The sequence below is a fragment of the Tumebacillus lacus genome, from assembly GCF_026410385.1.
Taxonomy (GTDB): Bacteria; Bacillota; Bacilli; order Tumebacillales; family Tumebacillaceae; genus Tumebacillus; species Tumebacillus lacus.
On sequence record NZ_JAPMLT010000009.1, the window covers coordinates 131,279 to 152,953 of the forward strand.

At 57.9% G+C, this 21,675-nt stretch carries 23 protein-coding genes; 9 read left to right on the forward strand and 14 right to left on the reverse strand.

Annotation, left to right across the window (positions count from 1 at the left end; translation table 11 throughout):
- The first annotated feature begins 24 nt into the window (after positions 1-24).
- The 4 genes from OS242_RS14915 (at position 25) to OS242_RS14930 (ending at position 3,636) form a co-directional block, all read left to right on the forward strand.
- Positions 25-678, forward strand: coding sequence for an amino acid ABC transporter permease (locus OS242_RS14915; protein ID WP_267152532.1), 654 nt, complete (start codon positions 25-27; stop codon positions 676-678).
- 18 nt (positions 679-696) lie between these two features.
- Positions 697-1,353 carry an amino acid ABC transporter permease gene (locus OS242_RS14920; protein ID WP_267152485.1) on the forward strand — a complete coding sequence of 219 codons (657 nt, stop codon included), beginning with the start codon at positions 697-699 and terminating at the stop codon, positions 1,351-1,353.
- Between the two features lie 88 nt (positions 1,354-1,441).
- Positions 1,442-2,722, forward strand: a complete 1,281-nt coding sequence (locus OS242_RS14925; protein WP_267152486.1) for a sensor histidine kinase — start codon at positions 1,442-1,444, stop codon at positions 2,720-2,722.
- Positions 2,722-3,636, forward strand: coding sequence for a response regulator (locus OS242_RS14930; RefSeq protein WP_267152487.1), 915 nt, complete (start codon positions 2,722-2,724; stop codon positions 3,634-3,636). Before OS242_RS14925 ends, OS242_RS14930 begins: the two co-directional genes overlap by 1 nt.
- A gap of 93 nt (positions 3,637-3,729) precedes the next feature.
- Here the strand turns inward: OS242_RS14930 and OS242_RS14935 are convergent, their stop codons facing one another.
- The 7 genes from OS242_RS14935 to trmB all read right to left on the reverse strand — a co-directional run bounded on the left by OS242_RS14935 (position 3,730) and on the right by trmB (position 11,983).
- Complete coding sequence (locus tag OS242_RS14935) at positions 3,730-4,356, reverse strand: hypothetical protein (protein ID WP_267152488.1); 627 nt, start codon at positions 4,354-4,356, stop codon at positions 3,730-3,732.
- Between the two features lie 119 nt (positions 4,357-4,475).
- The gene (locus OS242_RS14940) at positions 4,476-5,669 is read right to left on the reverse strand and encodes a S8 family serine peptidase (RefSeq protein ID WP_267152489.1); all 1,194 of its coding nucleotides are present in this window, start codon (positions 5,667-5,669) and stop codon (positions 4,476-4,478) included.
- A gap of 227 nt (positions 5,670-5,896) precedes the next feature.
- Positions 5,897-7,087 carry a S8 family serine peptidase gene (locus OS242_RS14945; RefSeq protein WP_267152490.1) on the reverse strand — a complete coding sequence of 397 codons (1,191 nt, stop codon included), beginning with the start codon at positions 7,085-7,087 and terminating at the stop codon, positions 5,897-5,899.
- Between the two features lie 320 nt (positions 7,088-7,407).
- Positions 7,408-8,616 (reverse strand): S8 family peptidase, encoded by a 1,209-nt coding sequence (locus OS242_RS14950; protein ID WP_267152491.1) that lies wholly within the window; start codon positions 8,614-8,616, stop codon positions 7,408-7,410.
- A 30-nt stretch (positions 8,617-8,646) separates the two neighbouring features.
- The gene (locus OS242_RS14955; protein WP_267152492.1) at positions 8,647-9,828 is read right to left on the reverse strand and encodes a S8 family peptidase; all 1,182 of its coding nucleotides are present in this window, start codon (positions 9,826-9,828) and stop codon (positions 8,647-8,649) included.
- A 104-nt stretch (positions 9,829-9,932) separates the two neighbouring features.
- Positions 9,933-11,129 (reverse strand): S8 family peptidase, encoded by a 1,197-nt coding sequence (locus tag OS242_RS14960; RefSeq protein ID WP_267152493.1) that lies wholly within the window; start codon positions 11,127-11,129, stop codon positions 9,933-9,935.
- Between the two features lie 188 nt (positions 11,130-11,317).
- On the reverse strand, positions 11,318-11,983 hold the full coding sequence (gene trmB / locus OS242_RS14965) for a tRNA (guanosine(46)-N7)-methyltransferase TrmB (RefSeq protein WP_267152494.1): 666 nt from the start codon (positions 11,981-11,983) through the stop codon (positions 11,318-11,320).
- 136 nt (positions 11,984-12,119) lie between these two features.
- Here trmB and OS242_RS14970 point away from each other — a divergent pair, with 136 nt between their 5' ends.
- From OS242_RS14970 to OS242_RS14980, 3 genes are read left to right on the forward strand one after another with little or no spacing between them, the layout of a single operon-like run.
- Positions 12,120-12,518: a hypothetical protein gene (locus OS242_RS14970; RefSeq protein ID WP_267152495.1), complete on the forward strand. Its 399-nt coding sequence runs from the start codon at positions 12,120-12,122 to the stop codon at positions 12,516-12,518.
- Between the two features lie 5 nt (positions 12,519-12,523).
- The gene (locus OS242_RS14975; RefSeq protein ID WP_267152496.1) at positions 12,524-13,141 is read left to right on the forward strand and encodes a gluconate 2-dehydrogenase subunit 3 family protein; all 618 of its coding nucleotides are present in this window, start codon (positions 12,524-12,526) and stop codon (positions 13,139-13,141) included.
- Entirely contained in the window at positions 13,138-14,763 is a 1,626-nt protein-coding gene (locus tag OS242_RS14980; protein WP_267152497.1) for a GMC family oxidoreductase, read from the forward strand. Before OS242_RS14975 ends, OS242_RS14980 begins: the two co-directional genes overlap by 4 nt.
- 281 nt (positions 14,764-15,044) lie before the next feature.
- Here the strand turns inward: OS242_RS14980 and OS242_RS14985 are convergent, their stop codons facing one another.
- From OS242_RS14985 to OS242_RS14995, 3 genes are all read right to left on the reverse strand, one after another.
- The gene (locus tag OS242_RS14985; protein ID WP_267152533.1) at positions 15,045-15,992 is read right to left on the reverse strand and encodes an aldo/keto reductase family protein; all 948 of its coding nucleotides are present in this window, start codon (positions 15,990-15,992) and stop codon (positions 15,045-15,047) included.
- A 134-nt stretch (positions 15,993-16,126) separates the two neighbouring features.
- Positions 16,127-17,779, reverse strand: a complete 1,653-nt coding sequence (locus OS242_RS14990; protein ID WP_267152498.1) for an MDR family MFS transporter — start codon at positions 17,777-17,779, stop codon at positions 16,127-16,129.
- A gap of 15 nt (positions 17,780-17,794) precedes the next feature.
- Positions 17,795-18,229: a MarR family winged helix-turn-helix transcriptional regulator gene (locus OS242_RS14995; protein WP_267152499.1), complete on the reverse strand. Its 435-nt coding sequence runs from the start codon at positions 18,227-18,229 to the stop codon at positions 17,795-17,797.
- A gap of 170 nt (positions 18,230-18,399) precedes the next feature.
- On the opposite strand from OS242_RS14995, the gene OS242_RS15000 reads away from it, so the two are divergent.
- The gene (locus OS242_RS15000; protein ID WP_267152500.1) at positions 18,400-18,786 is read left to right on the forward strand and encodes a globin domain-containing protein; all 387 of its coding nucleotides are present in this window, start codon (positions 18,400-18,402) and stop codon (positions 18,784-18,786) included.
- Positions 18,787-18,911: 125 nt separating this feature from the next.
- Here the strand turns inward: OS242_RS15000 and OS242_RS15005 are convergent, their stop codons facing one another.
- Genes OS242_RS15005 through OS242_RS15020 form a run of 4 tightly spaced genes read right to left on the reverse strand, consistent with a single transcriptional unit; the run spans position 18,912 to position 20,620 of the window.
- A complete protein-coding gene (locus OS242_RS15005; protein WP_267152501.1) occupies positions 18,912-19,097 on the reverse strand; it encodes a hypothetical protein in 186 nt (61 codons plus the stop codon).
- A gap of 42 nt (positions 19,098-19,139) precedes the next feature.
- Positions 19,140-19,529 carry a hypothetical protein gene (locus OS242_RS15010; RefSeq protein ID WP_267152502.1) on the reverse strand — a complete coding sequence of 130 codons (390 nt, stop codon included), beginning with the start codon at positions 19,527-19,529 and terminating at the stop codon, positions 19,140-19,142.
- Positions 19,530-19,580: 51 nt separating this feature from the next.
- Positions 19,581-19,760 carry an Arc family DNA-binding protein gene (locus OS242_RS15015; protein ID WP_267152503.1) on the reverse strand — a complete coding sequence of 60 codons (180 nt, stop codon included), beginning with the start codon at positions 19,758-19,760 and terminating at the stop codon, positions 19,581-19,583.
- 17 nt (positions 19,761-19,777) lie between these two features.
- A complete protein-coding gene (locus OS242_RS15020) occupies positions 19,778-20,620 on the reverse strand; it encodes an SPFH domain-containing protein (protein WP_267152504.1) in 843 nt (280 codons plus the stop codon).
- Between the two features lie 219 nt (positions 20,621-20,839).
- Between OS242_RS15020 and OS242_RS15025 the strand changes: the two genes are divergently transcribed.
- Positions 20,840-21,640 (forward strand): polysaccharide deacetylase family protein, encoded by an 801-nt coding sequence (locus tag OS242_RS15025; protein WP_267152505.1) that lies wholly within the window; start codon positions 20,840-20,842, stop codon positions 21,638-21,640.
- Positions 21,641-21,675: the final 35 nt, after the last annotated feature.

Below are 21,675 nucleotides of genomic sequence, written 5' to 3' on the forward strand. Positions count from 1 at the left end.
AAGAGGTGAGATCCCATGTCTGATCTGCTCGACATCTCGATCCTGATCGACTACCAGGACGTCTACTGGAAAGGCTTTTTCATCACGCTCAAAGCGAGCGTGTTCGCCCTGATCCTGAGCTTCATCCTCGGTGTGATCATCGCTGTGTTCCGCATCTCGACCGTCAAATCGCTACGCTGGTTTGGCACCGCCTATGTGGAATACATCCGGAACATCCCGCTCCTGATCCTCGTCTTCGTCTTCTACAACGGGCTGCCGTCCATCGGGGTCAACCTCGACAGCTTCATGGCCGGCGGACTTGGACTTGGGATCTACACCAGCGCGTTCATCGCCGAGGCGATCCGCGCCGGCATTCAGTCAGTCCCGAAGGGGCATGTGGAAGCAGCCCGCTCCTCCGGTCTGACCTATCTGCAGACGATGCGCTTCGTGGTCTTGCCGCAAGCGATTAAGATCGTTCTGCCGCCGCTTGGCAACCAATTTATCAACTTGGTCAAAAACTCGTCGATCTTCGGCGTGATCGCCGGCGGCGACCTGATGTATCAGGCGGACATCATCAACTCCGAGACGTTCCAAACGGTCTCCGTCTACCTGTTCGTCGCGCTGTTCTATCTGCTGTTGACCATCCCGCTCTCGCTGTTCGTGAACTATCTCGAACGGCGGCTGGCTCGGGCCTACTAAGAAAGGAGGCGCTCGGTTATGGACTTTGTCGGTGCCTACTCACCGGAAAACCTCGGCTTCCTGATGGAAGGTCTGATGATCACGCTGCGGGTGGCTGTCATCTCGATCGTCTTCTCCTTTGCGATCGGCCTGATCATCGCGGTGCTGCGCTATGCGCGGATCCCCGTGCTCTCCCAGTTGCTGTTCCTCTGGGTCGAGCTGATCCGCAACCTGCCGCTGCTCCTGATCATGTTCTTCACCTTCTTCGCCTTGCCGGAGATCATCCGCATCGATCTCAGCGCCGAAGAAGCGGTCATCCTCGCGCTCGTGCTCTTCGAGTCCGCCCTGATCTCCGAGATCATCCGCGGCGGTCTCGCCTCGATCCCGAAAGGCCAGCTCGAAGCGGCCCGCTCCTCGGGTCTTGGCTACGTGCAGACCTTGCGCTTCGTCGTCGTGCCGCAAGCGTTGCGCCGAATGATCCCGCCCTTGGTCTCGCAGTTTATCTCGCTGCTCAAAGACACGTCGCTCGGCATCATCGTCGCCCTCGACGACCTGATGCACAACGGCCAGATCATCTACAACCACGACTTCGGCTACGTCTTCCCGACGCTGATCCTCGTGGCGACGATCTACTTTGTCATCAACTACTCCTTGTCGCTGCTCGCCGGCCGTTTGGAAAAGAAACTCTCTGTCTAAATCTTTCAAAGCATCTGCCTTTCCGTGGTATCATGGAGAAGGCAGATGCTTATTTATTTACTGTATAAAAGGAGGTGGACGAAAGCAGATGTTCAACCGTTTCGTCCTGCTCTTTCTGATCATGATCGCCACATCCTTTTTCGGCGAACTGAAAATGAACCCGTTCGGTGAAGAGTTTCGCTTTTCGCTCGGCACCGCCTGCTATTTCTTCGGCCTGATCTGGTTTCGCACCCTGCGCCCGCTGGAGACCGGGGTGCTGGTCGGCCTCTTCCTGCTCCTGTTCCGGACCAGCCTGACCGTCTACCAAGGCGGTATCGCCTGGCCCGACGCCATGCTCACCCACGTGCCGTCCGTCGTCTACTACCTCGTCTTTGCCACTCTACTGACGGCGACCCGGCTGCGCAAACGGCTCGACCGGCCGTGGCTGGTCGGACTGATCGGCACGCTCGGCGACTTCGCCGGCAACATCGGCGAGCTCTGCACCCGCAACGCCTTGGGCGCGTCGTATGCGCTCGACGGCGACACGTTGCTGATCCTGCTCACCTTTGGCACCTTGCGCTCGTTCTTTGTCGTCGGCCTCTACAACATGCTGATGATCCGCCAAGTCCGGCTGCTCGGCGAACAGCAGCAGAGCCAGATCGAGCGGCTGACTCTGATCAACTCCTCGCTGTACGAAGAAGGCTTTTACCTGCAAAAGTCGATGCGCCAGATCGAAGAGATCACCCGGGCCTCCTACGATCTCTACAAACAGCTCAAGACCGAACAGCGGCAAGGCACGCTCGCCGCCGACCTGTCCCGCTCCGCCCTGTCGATCGCCGAAGAGATCCACGAGTTGAAAAAAGACTCGCAGCGCATCTTCGCGGGCCTCGACAAACTGATCCGTCAAGAGACGCTCGGCACCCGTCTCACGCTGCGCTCGCTGGTCGACCTCGTGCTCAACGCCAACCGCAACTACGCCTTGATGCTCGGCAAAGAGATCGTCTTTCACGGTTATGTTGACGTCAATCTGACCACCGACCGCATCTACCCGCTGGTCTCGATCCTCAACAACCTCGTCGCCAACGCCGTCGAGGCGATCCACGAGCAGGGTACCGTCGGCGTCGAAGTCCACCTCTCCAAAGGGCTGATCGAATGGCACGTCTGGGACAACGGTCCCGGCGTCGCCCCGGAAGACCGCGACTACATCTTCCAGCCCGGCTACACCACCAAATACGACCCGGAAGGCAACTCTTCGACCGGCATCGGCCTCACCCACTGCCATGACCTCGCCGCCCTGTTCCAAGGTCGGCTGGAACTGGTGACCGGATTGCCCACCCGCTTTGTGATGCGCATGCCGTTGACCGAATTGTTGCAAAAGGAGGGATTGTGATGAGCCTGCAATTTTACTTGATCGAAGACGACCCGGCCACTCGCCGGATGCTGGAGCGCATCGTCCACGACGGAAACCTCGGCCAAGTGATCGGGGCCGCCGCATCGGGCAGCGAAGTTGACGTCGCCGACGTGCTCGCAGCAGACATCATCCTGATCGACCTCTTGATGCCCGGCCGCGACGGCATCGAGACGATCCGCGACCTGCGCGACCGCGGCTACAACGGCCGCTTCGTCATGATCTCCCAAGTCGAGAACAAAGAGATGGTCGGCGAGGCCTACCTCGCGGGCGTGGAATATTTCATTCACAAGCCGATCAATCGCTTCGAGGTGCTCGGCGTGTTGCAGCGCGTCTCCGAACATCTGACGTTGACCCAGTCGCTCTCGTCGATCCGCCGCTCGCTTTCCATGTTGGATGAATTTTCCGCGCCGCGCCCGCATACATCTAGTACGGGCAGAATACAGGACGACTCCTCGTTTGAATCGCACGCGCTCGACCTGCTCGCTCGCCTTGGCATCGCCGGCGAGTCGGGCGCCACCGATCTCGTGCGCCTGCTGACCTGGCTGTCCCGCCAGTCCCATCCGGCACACGGCGAACTGCCGATGCTCAAAGATCTGTACCAGTCGTTCCTCCACTCGGAAAATCCGTCCCTGCAAGGCGACCAGTTGCAGCGCGAGATCAAAGCGCTCGAACAACGCCTGCGCCGCACCATCCTGCAGGCGCTCGGGCACCTCGCCTCGATCGGACTGACCGACTTTGCCAATCCGACCTTTGAACACTTCGCACCGCGCCTGTTCGATTTTCAAGAAGTGCGGCTGCGAATGCAGGAGATCCAAGCCGGCGAGAAAAACACCAAGTGCCGCCTGAACATCAAAAAATTCATCTCCGCGCTGTACGCGGAAGGGCAAAAATAAACATCAAAAATAGGCGGCGGTCGCTCCCCTGATCCATTCAGAAGATACGTCCGCCGCCTGTGGCAGTGGGTGTCGGTTATCGTCTCCATCGCGTCAATTCAAAACCTCCGGCTGTTTGTATGAGAACACTTCCAGCATCATCAACTCGCGGCGCAGTTCCTCAAGGCGCGCCTTCACGCGGATGATCTCGGCTTCCAGCCCCGCTTTCATCGCGTCGGTCAGCGAGACCAGTTCATAGTCCAGTTCGAGACGCAACGCCGGGATGCGCTGTTCGATCTCGCGGTTTTTCAATGCTCGGATCACATCGTCACCGGTGACGCGCACCTGTTTTTCATACACGACTTTTTTACGCGGTCCATGCAGTTCCATAATCTGATACGCCTCCCCGTCTTTGAATCGGAATATGACAATCGGTCCTTCTGAAAACTGTTTCACCACCGCTGTGCCCTTCGTGCGGATCAAGGTGTATTGCAACGCGTTGACCAATCGTTTGTCTTGCAAGACCACGTTGCCCGTCAGCACGAAGCGGTCAGATTCCTGAGTGAAAGTGAACTCCTGCCGCTCGCTGCCCGTCGCGGCCACCAGCACCACGCGGTTTTCGCGTCCTTTCCAATGCAGCGAGACGCCCTCCGCCGCCAACCGGCGAATGAACTGCTCCAGGTCGGTTCGAGCCAAGACGAGCTTCATGTCGCAGTACTCCGCTTCGTGATAACTCTGCATCCTATCCCCTCCTGTATACTCTGATTATACTCAATATTCAGTTATTTCGCTATCTATTCCTGCAAATTTGTCATAAAAAAAGACGACCCCCCAAGCGAGGGATCGTCTTTCTTCTTATATTAGAAGCCGTTGACTGCTTTGTATGCGTTGACTTTACCGTTCAGCCAGTAGGTGCCGGTGCCGGAGATTGCGTCAGCGGTCGACAGGACACGGTTGACTACGGTCGAGTTGGAGTACGCGGTGTTTTTCGACCAAGCGAGGGACATCACGCCCGCGACTACCGGGGTAGCCATCGAGGTGCCCGACATGGTGGTGGTGGTGCCGTTATTTTGCAGGGACAGGATGTTGGAGCCCGGAGCTGCGATGTCAACCCAGGTGCCGTAGTTGGAGAAGGAAGAACGGGTGTTGGTAGAAGTCGTGGAAGCGACCGCTACAACGTTTGCGTACGCTGCCGGGTAGGACTTCGCAGAGGTGTTGGAGTTACCAGCAGCCGCTACGATGATCTTGCCAGCGTTCCAAGCGGAGGTGATCGCGTCTTGGGAAGCTTGGGAGTACGCGCCGCCGCCCAGCGACATGCTCAGAACGTGAGCGCCGTTGTTTTTCGCGTAGTTGATGCCGGAGATGATCGCCGAGTCATAACCCGAACCTTGAGCGTTCAGAACTTTGATCGGCATGATCTTCGCGTTCCAGTCCACACCTGCGACTGCATAGCTGTTGTTGGTTACAGCAGCTGTGATGCCAGCGCAGTGGGTGCCGTGGCCATGATCGTCGTCTGCAACGGAGTCGTTGTTGACATAGTCATAGCCGCCGACCAGCTTAGAAGCGATATCGGAGTGGGAGAAGTCAACACCGGTGTCGATGATCGCGACAACGCGGGTAGTCGAACCCGTGGTGATGTCCCAAGCGAGGTTCGCTTGAATGTTGGTGTGGTGCCATTGGGACCCGTAGGACGGATCGTTCGGGGTAGCGGTCAGCGTGCGGACATAGTCCAGCTCGACGTTTTCAACGTCAGCGTCTGCCAGCAGGGTGTCCATGAAGTCAGCCGCTTTTTTGCCGTTCGGCACGTTGACGAGTTTCCACTCGTTGCCGAGGTCTTTGTCAAGTTTCGCGCCGTGCTTCTCGGATGCAGCTTTTGCATCTTTGCCCGCTTTGAATTTGACCAGAACGCGGTCTTCAGCGTGCTTCGAGACTTTGTCTTTTTTTACTTCCTTGGTCACTGCCGGAGCTTCGACCGTTGCAGCCGATGCGCCTACCGGAGCGAGAGAGACGAGCAGCGCAGCCGCTGCCAGGGTACCGATGAACTTCTTGTTCATTTTGGATAGACCTCCTAAATGTTTCTATATGTTTTGTAAGCTTTGCCACTTACAGCTTTAGTATATACGCAGCTATTAACCATACACAAACGTCATAAATTGACCTAAAATCGTTACTTTTGCCAGTAAATTCATTACTATCTTCTATTATCTCTAAATTTCGCGACTTTTTAAACAAAATATAAAAAGCACCCTGTAAGAAATTACAGGGTGCTTGATAACAGCTATTAGAAGCCGTTGACTGCTTTGTATGCGTTTACTTTGCCGTTCATCCAGTAGGTGCCGGTGCCGGAGATTGCGTCAGCAGTCGACAGTACGCGGTTGATAACGGTGGTGTTGGAGTAGCCGGTGTTTTTCGACCAAGCCAGGGACAGGACGCCTGCGACTACCGGGGTAGCCATCGAGGTGCCGGACATGGTGGTCATGCCGCCGCCGTTAGCGGTTGCGTAGATGCTGGAGCCCGGAGCTGCGATGTCAACCCAGGTGCCGTAGTTGGAGAAGGAAGAACGGGTGTTGGAGGAAGTCGTCGATGCGACTGCGATAACGTTGTTGTATGCAGCCGGGTAGGATTTAGCAGAGGTGTTGGAGTTGCCCGCTGCTGCTACCACGATCTTGCCTCTGCTGTGCGCGTAGTCGATCGCGCTTTGGAATGCGGAAGTAGCGCCGCCGCCGCCCAGGGACATGCTCAGTACGTGTGCGCCGTTGTCAGCTGCATAGTACACGCCGTCGATGATGTCGGAGGTGTAGCCCGAACCTTGAGAGTTCAGTACCTTAACCGGCATGATGCGAGCGTTCATGTCAACGCCGGTGCCTTGGTAGGAGTTCATGCCGATCGCAGCCGCGATGCCTGCGCAGTGCGTGCCGTGGCCTTGGTCGTCGTCAGCGTTGGTGTCGTTGTTGACGAAGTCGTAGCCAGCTACGATCTTGCTCGACAGGTCGCCGTGTTGGATGTCAACGCCGGTGTCGATGATCGCGATGGTGCGAGCCGAGGTGCCGCGGGTGATGTCCCACGCCAGGTTCGCTTGGATGTTCGGGTGGTGCCATTGGGACCCGTAGGACGGATCGTTCGGGGTCAGTTGAACGGTGTGGATATAGTCAGGTTCCGCGAGTTCGACGTCAGCGTCCGCGTTGAATTTCTCCAACATTTCAGCCGCTTTGCCGTTCGGAACTTTTACGAGCTTCCATTCGGATTTGCCGTTGCCCAGCGATTTTGCTTCTTCTGCGCCGAGCTTCTTCGATACTGCTTTGGAGTCTTTGCCCGCTTTGAATTTGACCAGGATACGGTCTTGAGCGTGCGCTTTCTCCTCTTTCTTCACAGCCGGAGCTGCGTCAGCGGTTACTGCTGCGGATGCGCCAACCGGTGCCAGGGATACGAGCAGGGCTGCAGCCGCGAGGGTGCCGATGAACTTCTTGTTCATGTGTGATGACCTCCATCTAATCTGTATTTTTTTGTAAGTTGTTCACTTACAGGTTCAGTATATTCTAAATTTTTACGAATTACAAATCACACTAATTGTCCAAAAATTGCGTTTTGAGCGGATTTTCCGTGATTAGAAGTGAAAAGCTCTGTTTTTAATAAAATATTTAGGTTTTATGGGTTGCAAGTGAAAATAACCGCGAAAAACCCCCATGTCTCGACAAGAGACACAGGGGTTTTCACAGGAAAAGACTCTTATCCGGTGCGGTATGCGCTCAGATGCTACAAGCGTGAATAGGGTTGATTTACCTATCTCAACGTTTAGAACCCGTTGACGGCGCGGTACGCATTGACCTTGCCGCATCGCCAGTAGGTGCCGGTGCCGGAGATCGCGTCTGCCGTCGAGCAGAGGCGGTTGACGACCGACGAGTTGCTGTAGCCGATGTTTTTCGACCAAGCGAGCGTCGTCACGCCGGAGACGAGAGCGGCCGCCATCGAGGCACCGGACAGCGTCGTCGTGCCGCCGGTGTGGCTGAGCGTCAGCAGGCTGGAACCGGGAGCGGCGATGTCCACCCACGTGCCGTAGTCAGAGAACGACGCTTTGGTGTTGCTCGACGTGGTCGCCGCCACGGAGAACACGTTGGAGTAGTTGGCCGGATACGAGGGGGTCGAAGTGTTGCTGCTGCCGACGGCCGCCACGATCACCCGGTTTTTATTCCACGCGTAGTTGATCGCGTCTTGGAAGGCTGTCGAATAGCTGCCTCCGCCAAGGCCCATCACCATCACGTTCGAATTGTCGGCTGCATAGTACACCCCGTCGATGATGTCCGAGACATACCCGGATCCGTTTGCGGAGAGCACTTTGACCGGCAACACTCTTACCTTCCAGTCTACACCTGCGATGCCGATGCCGTTGTTGCCGATCGCCGCTGCGAGGCCGGCCATCGCCGTGCCTTGACCTTGGTCGTCGTCGGCCACGGTGTCGTTGTTCACAAAGTCATAGCCGCCGACGATCTTGCTCGCCAGATCCGGGTGCTGGATGTCTACCCCCGTCGAGATCACGCCGAGCGTCAGCGACGTCGAGCCGGTGGTGATGTCCCACGCATACGGGACTTGGATGTTGTTGAGATACCACTGAGACGGGTAGCCCGGATCGTTCGGCGTCAACTCCGGCGCAATCACACCTTGCACGCTGGAGATCTCTTCCGGGGTCATGCTGTAGACCTGGTCCAGTTCAGCCACCTCCACATCAGCGTCTCCCTGCAGGTTCGCGAGGAAGTCCGCCGCTTTGCCGTTCGGGACTTTGACCAGTTTCCATTGGCTCTTGCCGAGCGTGCGGAACTCTTTCAGGCCGTGCTTTTCCAGCACAGTGCTCGCTTGCTTGCCCTGTTTCAATTTGACCAGCACGCGGTCGACGGCATGCTTGTCCGCTTTCACCGCTTGTACGTCCTGTGCTGCTTGTACATGGCTCGGTGCCAGCGCAGTCAACAGCGCAGCAGCCGTCATCAGAGAAATCATCGTCTTTTTCATGTTTGTGGTAGCCTCCCGATTTGTTTGTTTTTAGTAACCTCTTACCGCTCGAAACGCGTTGATCTTGCCGCAGGACCAGTACGTGCCCGTGCCGGTGATCCGATCCGCCGTGTTGCAGATCCGGTCGATCACCGCCTGATTGGTCGCGCCGGGCATGACCGAACGAACGAGCGTGACCAGACCTGCCACCTGCGGGGCCGCCATCGAGGTGCCGGACATGGTCGACGTGCCGCCGCCGTTTGCCGTCGACAGGATGTTGGTGCCAGGGGCCGCCACCTCCACCCAGGTGCCGTAGTTGGAAAACGACGCCTTCGTGTTGCTGGTCGTGGTGGCTGCCACGGCGACGACGTTGTTGTACGCTGCCGGATAAGAATACCCGGACGTGCTGCTGCTGCCCGCCGCTGCGACCAAGATGCCGCCTCTGCCCCACAGATAGTTGATCGCGTCTTGGAACGCCTGCGAATAGCCGCCGCCTCCCAGCGACATGTTTACGGCATGTGCGCCGTTGTCGGCCGCAAAGTAGAGACCGTCGATGATGTCGGACGTATAGCCCGACCCGCTCGCGTTCAAGACTTTGACCGGGAGGAGACGCGCATTCCAGTCGAGACCTGCGACTTGATTGGCATTGTTGGTGAGCGCCGACGCAGTCCCCGCCACGTGCGTGCCATGCCCCTGATCGTCGTCCGCATCGCTGTCGTTGTTGGCAAAGTCATAGCCGGGCAGGAGCTTGCCGGCGAGATCCGGATGCTGGTAGTCGATGCCGGTGTCGATGATCGCGATCTTGTACATCGAATTGCCTGTGGTGATGTCCCACGCTTGCGGGGCGTAGATGTTCGGCCAATGCCATTGCGACGAGTATTGCGGATCATTCGGCGTGCGGAACATCGTGTGGACGCTGTCCAACTCCGCCGCTTCCACATCGGCGTCCCCTTGCAGTTTCGTATGGAACTCCTCCGCTTGTCCCTTCGGGACTTTGACCAGTTTCCACTCGCCTTTGCCGAGCGTGCGGAACTCCTTCAGGCCGTGCTTGTCCAGCGCTTGCTCCACTTGCTTGCCTTGCTTGAACTTGACCAGCACGCGGTCGTCCGCATGCTTGGCCGCTTGTACCGACTGAGCCGTGTCCGCAGCCGAACTGCCCGCTTGCACCCCGACCGGTGCCAGCGCGGTTAAGAGCGCAGCGGCGGTCAGCAGTGAAATCATCGTTTTTTTCATGTTTCCTTCAGCCTCCCTATTTTTATGAAAATACAAAATTATTATAAAATAATAAAAACACCCCGCCAAGTGACGGGATGCATATTTTCGAAAAAATGAAACTCTTAGAACCCGTTTACCGCTTTGTACGCATTGACTTTGCCGTAGATCCATTGCTTGCCGGTGCCGGAGATCGCATCGGTCGTGTTGAAAATGCGGTCGCGGACGGTCACGTTGGAGTAGGACAGATTTTTCGACCAAGTCAGGGAAACCAGACCTGCCACCAGCGGAGTGGCCATTGAGGTGCCGGACATGGTGGTGGTGCCGCCACCGTTTTTGGTCGACAGGATGCTGCTGCCCGGTGCCGCTACGTCTACCCACGTGCCGTAAGAGGAGAAGGAAGCCTTCACGTTGGACGAAGTGGTCGCAGCAACGGAGATGACGTTGTTGTACGCGCCCGGATAGACTCTCGTGGAGGTGCCGTTGTTGCCTGCAGCTGCGACAACCACGCGGCCGTTGTTCCATGCGTAGTCGATCGCCGCTTGGAAGGAAGCGTTTTTCGAACCGCCGCCCAGCGACATGCTCAGAACGTGCGCACCGTTGTCGACCGCCCAGTACACGCCGTCGATGATGTCGGAGGTGTAGCCGGAGCCGGATGCGGAGAGGACTTTGACCGGCATGATGCGCGCGTTCCAGTCCATGCCTGCCACGTTGGTGGCATTGTTGGACAGAGCTGCTGCGATGCCTGCGCAGTGCGTGCCGTGGCCTTGGTCGTCGTCTGCGTTTGTGTCGTTGTTGACAAAGTCGTAGCCTGCGACGATCTTGCTCGCGAGGTCCGGATGTTGGAGGTCGACGCCGGTGTCGATAATCGCGACCGTGCGGGAGGTCGAACCTTGGGTGATATCCCACGCTTGCGGACCTTGCACGTTCGGATACTGCCATTGCGAACCGTAGGACGGGTCGTTCGGGGTGACCAGTGCCGTGAGGATATGATCCAACTCAGCTTCTGCCACTTCGGAGTCCGCTTGGAACTTTGCGAGGAATTCGGCCGCTTTGCCGTTCGGGACTTTTACCACTTTCCACTCCGATTTGCCGTTGCCGAGGGTACGGTCAGCTTTCGCGCCATGCTTGGAAGCGACTGCGTCCGCTTTCGACTTGTCTTTGAAACGGACCAAGATGCGGTCGGTCGCCGCTGCGGTTTGCACTTTTGCCGCTTTCACTTCTGCCGGAGCAACCGGAGCAGCCGGTGCTGCGGATGCCATCGGTGCGAGAGATGCGAGCAGCGCTGTTGCTGCGAGGGTGGAGATCACTTTCTTGTTCATTCTGGAATTGCCTCCCTTTAACTTCTCTTTTTTTAATTGGTGTAAGCATTTTGTCACTCACACAATCAGCTTATGGGAATCCTGTAACAATATGACGAATCCAAATAAACAGAAAATTAAAACAAAAAACTCACCTCTGATAATCAGAAGTGAGCCTTCATTCCCTGTTCAATTCCGCTTAGTACCCGCTACTCCGAACGCTTCGGCCAAGGACGCGCTTCCACGCGATAGATCGGCATGCCCTGCCCGGAGAACTTCTCTTCGTACTCGGTCATGATGTTGCCTTCGTTCCACGGCGAGTTGTGCAGATCGAACGTGATCTTCTGCATCTTCCAATCATCGGCGGCAAACATATTCAAGGAAAACTCGAACAGATCGCGGTTGTCCGTCTTCTGATGCAGTTCGCCGTCCGGCTTGAGCACAGCCCGGTAGAGCTGCAGGAAGTCGGTATAGGTCAGTCGGCGCTTGGCATGGCGCGACTTCGGCCACGGATCGGAGAAGTTCAGGTAGATGCGCGACACCTCGCCCGGCGCGAAAAAGTCATTCAGACGAATCGCGTCGGCCGGCGTCAAGATCAAATTTTTCCCGACCCCTAGCTCCATCGCCTTGTTGCCCACGCGGCCGAGAAGTTCATGCTCCAGTTCGATGCCCACGTAGTTGATCTCCGGGTTTTGCTGAGCCAGCGTGGAAATAAACCGGCCACGCCCGGTGCCGATCTCGATATGTATCGGATTGTCGTTGCCAAACAACTCGTGCCACTTGCCTTTGTGGTTGCTCGGCAGTTCCAGGATCCGTCCCGCTTCTTTGTAGATATTGTACTGCTTTTGCAGTTTCTCTTTTCCGCGAATACGCATGTGCTCTCGTCTCACCTTTCTTTTTCTAAAGAGAATTATAGAGATAATAGGTAGTGTGCGCAAGATACACGCTGTATAGAAGGAGCTTCCTGCGGAAAAATATGCCTACGACTATCCAGGAGGTGCCTTTGTCCGCATGGTGATTCCTTGGCACGGCTGGCCGCTCGACCGGATCGTGATCCTGTTGCTCGGCTTCATGTACCTGTTGATCTTTCTGCAAGTGACCCTGTACCATTACCGCCAAAACTTCCGCCACTGGTCGATGTGGATCCCCGTGATCGCAACGCCCGTCGACGGTCTGCTGCTCGTCTGGCTGTCCTTCCACAACGCCGGGTGGCTGCGCGCGACTTCGATCCTCTTGATCGCCGTCTCGATGCTGGCCGGCGTGTTCGGCTCCTACATGCACTGGCGGGGCATCGGCGAGCGAGTCGGCGGCTACACGATGCGCAACTTCCTCGTTGGCCCGCCAGCCGCACTGCCAGGGCTGATCACCGGCACCAGCTTGCTCGGGCTGATCGCGCTCTACTGGAGGTGACCGGCATGGAGCGCATCAAGAGCTATTATCAGGACTTCAACGTCTTCGCAAACGAGGACCACTGGGACGACCATACCCGCGAGATCGTCAGAAAGCGCCTGGAACCGACCGGCAGCCTTCAAAAATTGACCGGCGAACAAGTCGACATGCTCCGAAATATCGCCTCCCTGCTGCTCGACGACGGCCGCTCCTCCCTGCTCGACTGGGTGATCAAACACATCGACAACAAACTGCAAAGCGACATCGGCGAAGCGCAGCGCAAAGTGGGCGTCCCCCCCTTTGCCACGCTGCTCAAAGGCGGTCTCTACGCCCTGAACGAACTGGCACAAGGCGAAAACGGCAGCCCGTTCACCGCCCTGACACCGGAGCAACAGACCTCCCTGCTCGTCGCTTTGGAAAATAACACGGTCACCCTCACCGCCGAGGACGGACAGCCGATCCCGCCGAAAGACTTTTTCAACAATCTGCTCAGCGAAGTCGTCTCCGCCCATTACTCGCATCCGCAGGTCTGGTCGGAGATCGGCTACGCGGGACCGGCCTATCCCCGCGGCTACGTGCGGCTGGAGGTCGGGCTGAGCGACCCGTGGGAAGCGCGCATGAGCAAGGAGGGGCCGGAGCGATGAGCCAAGACCCGATCCAACACAACATCTGCCACTACGACGGCCACCGCTACGACGACCTCGACCACCGCAAATACGCCACCGACGCCGACGTCGTGATCGTGGGCGCAGGCACGGCCGGCGGCATCATAGCGTATGAACTGGCCCGCTCGGGGTTGAAAGTGGTCGTCATCGAAGCGGGACCGTTCTGGAATCCGCAGTCCGACTTTGCCTCCGACGAACTGGCGATGGCGACGCTCGGCTGGCAGGACACCCGCCTCACCGACGGCCAAAATCCGCTGCGCATGGGTCACAACAACTCCGGTCGCGGCATCGGCGGCGGCTCGGCGCACTGGACCGGGGTGTGCCTGCGGTTTCACGAGAGCGACTTTGAGATGAGATCGCGCGACGGCATCGGCGAGGACTGGCCGATCTCCTACGCCGATCTTGAGCCGTACTACCGCTACATCGAAAAACAGATCGGTGTCTCCGGTCCGAAGCACTTCCCGTGGGGCTCCTTCCAAGGCCCCTACCCGATGCCGGAGCGCGACCCGATCTCCGCCAACTCGGAAGTGTTTCGCATCGGCTGCGAACGGCTGGGACTCAAATCGGTCGTCACGCCGTTGGCGATCAACTCCGCTCCGTTCGACGGTCGGCCGCCCTGTACCAACCGGGGCTTTTGCAACCAAGGCTGCATGCCGAACGCCAAATACTCCGGCCTCGTCCATCACGTGCCCAAAGCGATCGAGGCCGGGGCGGAATTTCTCACCGACTGCATGGTCACACAGATCGAACTGGACGAAAAAGGCCGCGCGAAAAGCGTCATTTTCAACTACAAAGGGGTCGAATACCGCCAGCGCGGCCGCGTGATCGTGCTCGCCTCCTTCGTCGTCGAAACGCCGCGCCTGCTGCTGGCCTCCGCGCAAAACGGCCACCCCGACGGTCTGTGCAACTCTTCCGGCACGGTCGGCCGCTACATCATGCCGCACTCGTCCCACGATGTCTACGGCCGATTTGAACACGAGATCCGGCTGTACAAAGGCACCCCGGTCATGGCGACCACCCAAGAATTTTACGAGACCCGCCACGACCGCGGCTTCCTGCGCGGCTACACCCTGCACGCGCACGGCTCCCGTCCTGTCGCGATGGCCAAAGGGCTCGCCGTGCAAGCGGGCGTCTGGGGCAGGCGACTGCGCGACGCGATGGTGCACTACAACCACTACGGGCGGATCACCCTCGTCGGCGAAGTGCTGCCCGACGCGGCCAACCGCGTCACGCTCAGCGACGAGCGGGACGAGTACGGACTGCCGGTGCCAAAGGTCACCTTCTCCTACGGCGACAACGACCGGAAATTGATCGACCACGCCGTCCACATGATGAAAGAGATCCTGACAGCTGCGGGCGGCACACCGGAATTTGTCGTGCCCGACACCGCCCACCTGTCGGGCGGCGCGCGGATGGGCGACGACCCGGAGACGTCTGTCGTCAATCACCACTGCCAGACGCATGACATCCCCAATCTGTTCATCTGCTCGGCCGCCGTCTTCGTCACCTCCGGCGGCGGCAACCCGACCCACACCGTGATGGCGCTGGCCGCCCGCACGGCCGACACGATCCAAGACTTGCTGAAACGGCAAGATCTCTAGCCCCCGAGTCAATGGGGGTTCTTTTCCGTTCGAAAATAGTTGAATATTCTGCTAATTCGTGATACACTTTTCCTAAGACAAGATCGTTGACCCTCCCCAAGCAGGCGAAACGACATGGAGGTGAGGTACGACACCGTAGCATGAACACACATAGAGAGAATCAGAAACACCACCAGCGCGCACACACAGTCTCACACGCAAAACGGCAGGCGTCCCACCCCTTAGGACACCTGCCGTTTTTGTGTGCGATTCCACGACGTTTTCGCGCTTCCTTGCCCGACCTACACCAGCGCCGCTTCGATGTCGGCGAGGTCTTCCGGTGTCAGGACAACGTCGAGCGCCTTGACGTTTTCGTCGATCTGATCCGGGCGGGACGCGCCGATGATCGCCGAAGACACGTTCGGCTGGCGGAGCACCCAGGCCAGCGACAGCGCAGCCAGCGTCGTCTCTTTGCGCTCGGCGATCACGCGCAGTCTCTCCACGCGGTCGAGGTTTTTGTCGGTCAACAGGCGTTGCAGGAACGTGCTGCCAGACGGGTCGGTGGCGCGGGAGCCTTCCGGATACGCCTCGCCTTTTTTGTATTTGCCGGTCAGCACGCCTTGGCCGAGCGGCGAGAACACCACTTGGCCGACGCCTTCGCGCTCGGACAGCGGGATCACTTCTTTTTCGATGTGGCGGTACAGCATCGAATACTGCGGCTGGTTGGACACGATGCGGTCGAGCAGATACTTGTCGGCCGTGTGCAGCGCGTCCTGGATCTGAGCGGCCGTCCACTCCGACACGCCCGCGTAGAGGATCTTGCCCTGCGAGATCATATCGTCAATCGCCCGCAGCGTCTCGTCGATCGGCGTCTCCGGATCATAGCGGTGGCACTGCCACAGATCGATGTAGTCGACGTTCAGCCGCTTCAGCGAATGGTTGACCTGCTCGATGATGTGCTTGCGGGACAACCCGCGGTCGTTCGGACCATCGCCCATCGGGAAAAAGCCTTTCGTCGCCAAAACATACGAATCACGCTCATATTTCGCCAGCGCTTTGCCGACCACGACCTCCGCGTCACCGCGACGGTACACGTTCGCCGTGTCAAAGAAATTGATCCCCAGTTCATACGCGCGGTCGATGCACGCGGTCGCCGTCTGATCTTCCACCGACCCGCCATAGGTCAGCCACGAGCCGAGCGCGATCTCCGACACCTTCAGGCCGGAGCGGCCCAGTCTTCTGTATTTCATCTGCGTCATAGAAAACACCTCCGAAAATATGTATCTGTGCAGACACTTCGCCTTTTTGCCTGCGATTTCCTTTCTGCACCTTTTTCAATGATTTTCTAAAAAAGACCACCGGATACGCTCCGGTGGTCTTCGTCTTACGGTTGGTGCTGCGGCTCCGCATTGACTTTGGTCGCATCCGCACCGTCCGCCGCTTCCTTGTTGCTCGTGCGCAGCGGAATTTCCTTCAGCAGGAACGTCAGCGCGAGGCCGACCAACGCGATGTAGAAACCAAAGTGGAACACCGCATCAAGCCCTGACGTAAGCGCAAACTTCAACGCTTCGATCAACTGGTCGAAGATCGGCTGCACCTGTGCCGGCATGGCAGCACGGATCTCCCCGAGTTTATCCTGATTGATCAGGATCTGCGGGTTCATCAGGTTTTTCGACTGCTCCGCCACGCCCGGCTGGGCGAGGAACTGCTTCACAGCGCCCGGCAGATGGGCCGTCATCTCTTCGTTGATCTTGTTGGTCATGATCGTGCCCATGATCGCCACACCGACCGTGCCGCCGACCGAACGGAACAACTGCACCGCCGACGACGTGACGCCAAGCAGCGACGGCGGCAGTGCATTTTGCACCGCCAGCATGAAGATCGGCATCGTAAAGCCAAGGCCTGCACCGAGGATGATCATATAGAACGTTGCCGTCAGATTGGCCGTGTCGACCGTCATCGTCGAGAGCAGATACATCCCGACGACGAGGATCGCGTTCCCCATGATCGCCACCCATTTGTAGCGGCCCGTGCGGGTCGTCAGCTGCCCGGCGAGCGCCGAAGCGATGACCAGCGACACCGTCATCGGCATCATGACGAGGCCGGACTGCGTCGCCGACGTCCCGATGACGCCCTGCACAAACAGCGGAATGTACATGATCGCCCCAAACATCGCAAAGCCGGTCAAGAAACCGACGATGTTCGAGATGTTGAAAATGCTGTTCGTAAACAGCCCGAGCGGCAAAATCGGCGAGGTCGCACGCGACTCGGCGAGCAAGAACAGCAGCAGCGAAACGGCCGATGCGACGAACAGCCCGACGATCTGCGCAGAGCCCCACTCGTACTTGCTGCCCGCCCAAGAGAACGCGAGCAGCAGCGTGACGATCACGACGGTGACCAGCACCGCGCCGAGATAGTCGATCTTGCCTTCTTGCCGTGCCGTCTGCGGGAACAGGCGGAGGATCATGAAGAACGCGATCACCCCGATCGGCAAATTGACCCAGAACACCCATTCCCAGTTGAAGTAATCGACGATATAACCGCCGAGGAACGGCCCGATCACCGAGGCGAGACCAAAGACCGCGCCGAGCACCCCTTGCCATTTTCCCCGTTCACGGGGTGAGAACAGATCCCCGACCGCCGCCATCGACGTCGTCATGATGATCCCGGCCCCGAGGCCTTGAATCCCGCGGTGAACGATCAACTGAATGATCGTTCCCGCCGTGCCCGCCAAAAAGGCGCCGACCATAAACACGGCCATCCCGATCAGCAGAAACACCTTGCGTCCGTACATATCGGACAGTTTGCCCGCCAGCAGCATCGTGACGCTGGACGTGAGCATGTAACTGGTAAAGACCCATGAGTAATATTCCATGCCGCCCAGATCGGCGATGATCCGGGGCAGCGCCGTGCCGACGATCGTTTGATTGAGCGCGGAGAACAGCATCCCCGCGAGGATCGCGATCATGATCGTCACTTTTGTGCGCGGGTCGAGATCTTCCATCCCCTTCGCCGTGAGCGTGCCAGATTGCGCCATGCCAGATAACCTCCCTTACTCCTGCGTACTTTTCTCTGAGGCCGCCAGCATCTTTTCGATCAGGCGGCCGAAATGCTCCAATTCCTCCGGGTTGAGCGCCCCAAAATAGCGGGAGAACACCCGGTTGCGGATCGCCCGCGTCCGTTCCACCAGCGCGTCTCCCTCGGCCGTCAGCGACAACAGCACCACCCTGCGGTCCGTTTCCGACCGTTCCCGTTCGATCAGATGCGCTTTGTGCAGCCGGTCGGCGAGCAGCGTGACATTGCCTACGGTGACATACATGTGCTCCGCGAGCGCGGAGGTCTTTTGCGGACCGCGCGACCTGAGCAGTTCCAGCAACACCAGTTGCGGACCCGAGATATCCTGATCCACCATCAACGCCCGGTACTCGCCGCTGATCTGCCGCAACAGCCGGAAAAAAGACTCGTGCGCCTGCGTTTTTTGATACACGTTGGATGTCCACCTCCCAGATACATTATATAGCGTCTAAAACATTTAGTCACTAAAACTTTCGCATCTCGTGCCGAAAAGTTTGTGTCGTCTCTTTGAGTTTTCGCGTTTCCGGCGTGTGTATGCGAATCGTTGTGCTACAATAAATGTCGAAAGGAGTTGTCCACTCAATGTTTGATCCGCAAAAAACCATCTACGACATGATCGGCGGCGGCGACACCCTCCGCAAACTGGTCGACGCTTTTTACAAGCGCGTCGGCGAGCACCCGGACCTCGCCCCGATCTTCCCGGACGATCTCACCGAGACGGCCGATAAACAGCTGCTCTTCCTCACCCAATTCTTCGGCGGCCCGACCCTCTACTCCGACCAGTACGGCCACCCGATGCTCCGCGCAAGACATATGCCCTTCGAGATCACCCCGACCCGCGCCAAAGCCTGGCTCGCCTGCATGGCCGAAGCGATGGACGAGATCGGCCTCGAAGGCCCGGTCCGCAACTATATGTACGAGCGATTTATTCAGACCGGGAATCATATGGTGAATACGGCGGATTCATAAGACACCAAAAACAGCACCCTCGTCAGGTGCTGTTTTTGTACATCTTAATTCCTCCGACTTCTTCGGCACACGCCCCTCTTCGCAATATGCTCTGGCGTAATGCGGTTCATCACACATCGTGCTGTCTACTTTTTATACTTTTCCAGAACTTCCTTCTTCACTTTCATGAACTTTTCTGCGGAATGTTTGTCACCCATAAATTCCACATGGGGATCTGCGTACGCGTTTTTCATTCCTTGTTGTGAGTCAGGGTGCACGGGCACTTCCTTTTCGATGTTGAGGTCATACTTCCCTTGATAAGCACCCAGCATCACGTAGGCATCGTCGACGTTGTTGGTTCTGAGGAAGAGCAGCTAGCGGCCGCGCTCATTCATCAGCTTGTAGCCTTCTGAATGGTGATACCGGTCACCTTTGATGTACGCTTCCTCGTAGACGGTCGTCTTCTCCTTGTTGGACAGCGTGCCCTTATGTATCTTCAGCACATCGACCGCAGATTTGGAGAGCGTGCCGATGACAAAACCGCTCTGCTTGACTTCGATGTTCTCCCGCTCGCCTGTGAATTTGACTTCGAGAATCACTTCAGCGTCCTTCTCCAAGTCCGCAAGAGTGGTGTATTGCGGATAGTTCGCTTGGCCCGCTACGAACTCCAGTTTGCTTGCCTGTTTTGTTTTCGTGGAATCATAAATCATGAACCCACCCAGAGCCAATGCCAAGGCAACAACAACTGCCAGTGTCTTTCTCATCGTTTCGCCCTCCGATCAAAAAAACCTCACCGATCACCGGTGAGGTTTTTCCTATTCCTCTCCTCGCTCCCCCTCCGCCTTCTTCGGCACACGCCCCGCGCGTTTGAGCGCGTCGCGCAGGAGAAACTCGATATGGGAATTCACACTCCGAAACTCATCCCCCGCCCACTTTTCCAACGCTTCGTACACGGCCGGATCGAGCCGCAGCGGGAACTGCTTCTTCTTTGCCATTCTGTATCGCCGCCCGTCTAATACAGCGAGCCGGCGTTGACGATCGGCTGGGTGCCGCGATCCGAGACGATGGCGACCAGCAGGTTGTTGATCATCGCGGCTTTCCGTTCTTCATCCAATTCCACCACGTCGTCCGCCTGGATCTTCGAGATCGCCTCCTGCACGAGACCGACTGCGCCTTCGATGATGATCGAGCGGGCGGCGAGGATCGCAGCCGCTTGCTGGCGTTGGAGCATCGCCTGGGCAATCTCCGGGGAGTACGCCAGATGGGTCAAGCGCGCCTCGATCACTTCCACGCCGGCGACAGACAGACGACGTTGCAGGTCTTGTTGCAGCACGTCGGCCACTTCGTCGGAGTTGCCGCGCAGAGACATGCCGTCGTTGCCGTGCGAATCGTACGGATAGTACGTCGTGATATGACGCAGGGCCGTCTCGCTCTGGATCTCGACGAACTGCTCGTAGTTGTCAACTTCCAGCAGTGCCTTGACCGAATCGGTGACTTTGAACACGACGACGGCGGCGATCTCAATCGGGTTGCCGTCAACGTCGTTGACTTTCAGTTGCTTCGAATTAAAGTTGCGCACGCGCAGCGACACTTTCTGGCGCATCGTCAGCGGCACCGTCCACCACAGTCCCGCCTCGCGGATCGAGCCGAGATAGCGGCCGAACAGCGTGATCACATACGCTTGGTTCGGTTGCACGACGACGATCCCGCTCGCGGCGACCAGACCGATCACCGCCAGCGCACCCCCGATCACCAACTGCTCACTCAGCACCATCAGCCCGCCGCCTGCGAGCAATGCCAACACGACCAAGATGCCGACAAATCCATTGATTGCCCATACTTTTTTCTCTTGCATCCCTGACCCCTCCTCATTTCGTTTCAGTATCAAAAGTATATCATAGTGATATCACTTTTTACAACATCTGACTTTCGAAATAATACTCCCCGAGCATGATTCCACTTCCGGCAACAGATGCTAACCTGAAAGTGAGCCTCCCGCTTCCCCAATCCGCACGGCTGATTCTGCAAAGGCAACTGCAAATGGTTCAAATAACACCTAAAAGGACGTGATCTTTTGAAACGATCCTTCACGCTCGCCGGGCTCACCGGCGTTCTGCTCCTGACCACCTGCGTCGCACACGGTCAAACTCCGGGCCTCGCCGAGAGCGACCTCGCCTACAAACAGCAACTGATCAAAAAACACCAAACCCCGCAGGAGTGGGGCGAGTCGGTCACCGGCGTCAAGACCCGGCTCCAGACCGACGAAAAGATCATCGCCCTCACCTTCGACGCATGCGGCGGCACCGGCGGCAGCGGTTACGACGCGGAGCTGATCTACTTCCTGCGCCAACAGCAGATCCCGGCCACGCTGTTCATCAACTCGCGCTGGCTCGACGCCAACTACTGGACGTTTCTGGCGCTGTCCAAGATCCCGCTGTTCGAGATCGAAAACCACGGCACCGAGCATCGTCCGCTCTCGATGAACGGCCGTGAAGCATGGGGGATCAAAGGCACCGCCAACGTCGGCGAGATCGTCGACGAAGTGCTGATCAACCACCGCAAGATCGAAAAGCTCACCGGCCGCGCCCCGAAGTTTTTCCGCTCGGGCACCGCATTCTACGATGAAGTCGGCGTCCGGGTCGCCAACGACCTCGGCGAGCACGTCGCCGGGTACAACTTGCTCGGCGACGCCGGAGCGTCCTTTACCACCGACCAAGTCTACAACGCCTTGATCAACGCCAAGCCCGGCTCCATCGCCCTCCTGCACATGAACCACCCGGAGAAATGGACGTCGGAAGGCGTGAAAAAAGCGATCCCCGAGCTGAAGCGGCGCGGCTACCGTTTTGTCAAACTGGAAGACATGCCCTTGATGTAAAAAAGCCCACGGTCCGCCTCCCGGACCGTGGGCTT

Excerpts from the sequence above, each read along its gene's own strand:
- OS242_RS15020 (WP_267152504.1), bottom strand. The coding sequence starts at position 20,620 with ATGCAAGAGAAAAAAGTATGGGCAATCAATGGATTTGTCGGCATCTTG.
- OS242_RS14990 (WP_267152498.1), bottom strand. The coding sequence starts at position 17,779 with ATGGCGCAATCTGGCACGCTCACGGCGAAGGGGATGGAAGATCTCGAC.
- OS242_RS14985 (WP_267152533.1), bottom strand. The coding sequence starts at position 15,992 with ATGAAATACAGAAGACTGGGCCGCTCCGGCCTGAAGGTGTCGGAGATC.
- OS242_RS15005 (WP_267152501.1), bottom strand. The coding sequence starts at position 19,097 with ATGCTGGGTGCTTATCAAGGGAAGTATGACCTCAACATCGAAAAGGAA.
- OS242_RS14930 (WP_267152487.1), top strand. The coding sequence starts at position 2,722 with ATGAGCCTGCAATTTTACTTGATCGAAGACGACCCGGCCACTCGCCGG.
- OS242_RS14980 (WP_267152497.1), top strand. The coding sequence starts at position 13,138 with ATGAGCCAAGACCCGATCCAACACAACATCTGCCACTACGACGGCCAC.
- OS242_RS15015 (WP_267152503.1), bottom strand. The coding sequence starts at position 19,760 with ATGGCAAAGAAGAAGCAGTTCCCGCTGCGGCTCGATCCGGCCGTGTAC.
- OS242_RS14945 (WP_267152490.1), bottom strand. The coding sequence starts at position 7,087 with ATGAACAAGAAGTTCATCGGCACCCTCGCGGCTGCAGCCCTGCTCGTA.
- OS242_RS14940 (WP_267152489.1), bottom strand. The coding sequence starts at position 5,669 with ATGAACAAGAAGTTCATCGGTACCCTGGCAGCGGCTGCGCTGCTCGTC.
- OS242_RS14920 (WP_267152485.1), top strand. The coding sequence starts at position 697 with ATGGACTTTGTCGGTGCCTACTCACCGGAAAACCTCGGCTTCCTGATG.
- OS242_RS14925 (WP_267152486.1), top strand. The coding sequence starts at position 1,442 with ATGTTCAACCGTTTCGTCCTGCTCTTTCTGATCATGATCGCCACATCC.
- OS242_RS14950 (WP_267152491.1), bottom strand. The coding sequence starts at position 8,616 with ATGAAAAAGACGATGATTTCTCTGATGACGGCTGCTGCGCTGTTGACT.
- trmB (WP_267152494.1), bottom strand. The coding sequence starts at position 11,983 with ATGCGTATTCGCGGAAAAGAGAAACTGCAAAAGCAGTACAATATCTAC.
- OS242_RS14955 (WP_267152492.1), bottom strand. The coding sequence starts at position 9,828 with ATGAAAAAAACGATGATTTCACTGCTGACCGCCGCTGCGCTCTTAACC.
- OS242_RS14970 (WP_267152495.1), top strand. The coding sequence starts at position 12,120 with ATGGTGATTCCTTGGCACGGCTGGCCGCTCGACCGGATCGTGATCCTG.
- OS242_RS14975 (WP_267152496.1), top strand. The coding sequence starts at position 12,524 with ATGGAGCGCATCAAGAGCTATTATCAGGACTTCAACGTCTTCGCAAAC.
- OS242_RS15010 (WP_267152502.1), bottom strand. The coding sequence starts at position 19,529 with ATGAGAAAGACACTGGCAGTTGTTGTTGCCTTGGCATTGGCTCTGGGT.
- OS242_RS15000 (WP_267152500.1), top strand. The coding sequence starts at position 18,400 with ATGTTTGATCCGCAAAAAACCATCTACGACATGATCGGCGGCGGCGAC.
- OS242_RS14935 (WP_267152488.1), bottom strand. The coding sequence starts at position 4,356 with ATGCAGAGTTATCACGAAGCGGAGTACTGCGACATGAAGCTCGTCTTG.
- OS242_RS14960 (WP_267152493.1), bottom strand. The coding sequence starts at position 11,129 with ATGAACAAGAAAGTGATCTCCACCCTCGCAGCAACAGCGCTGCTCGCA.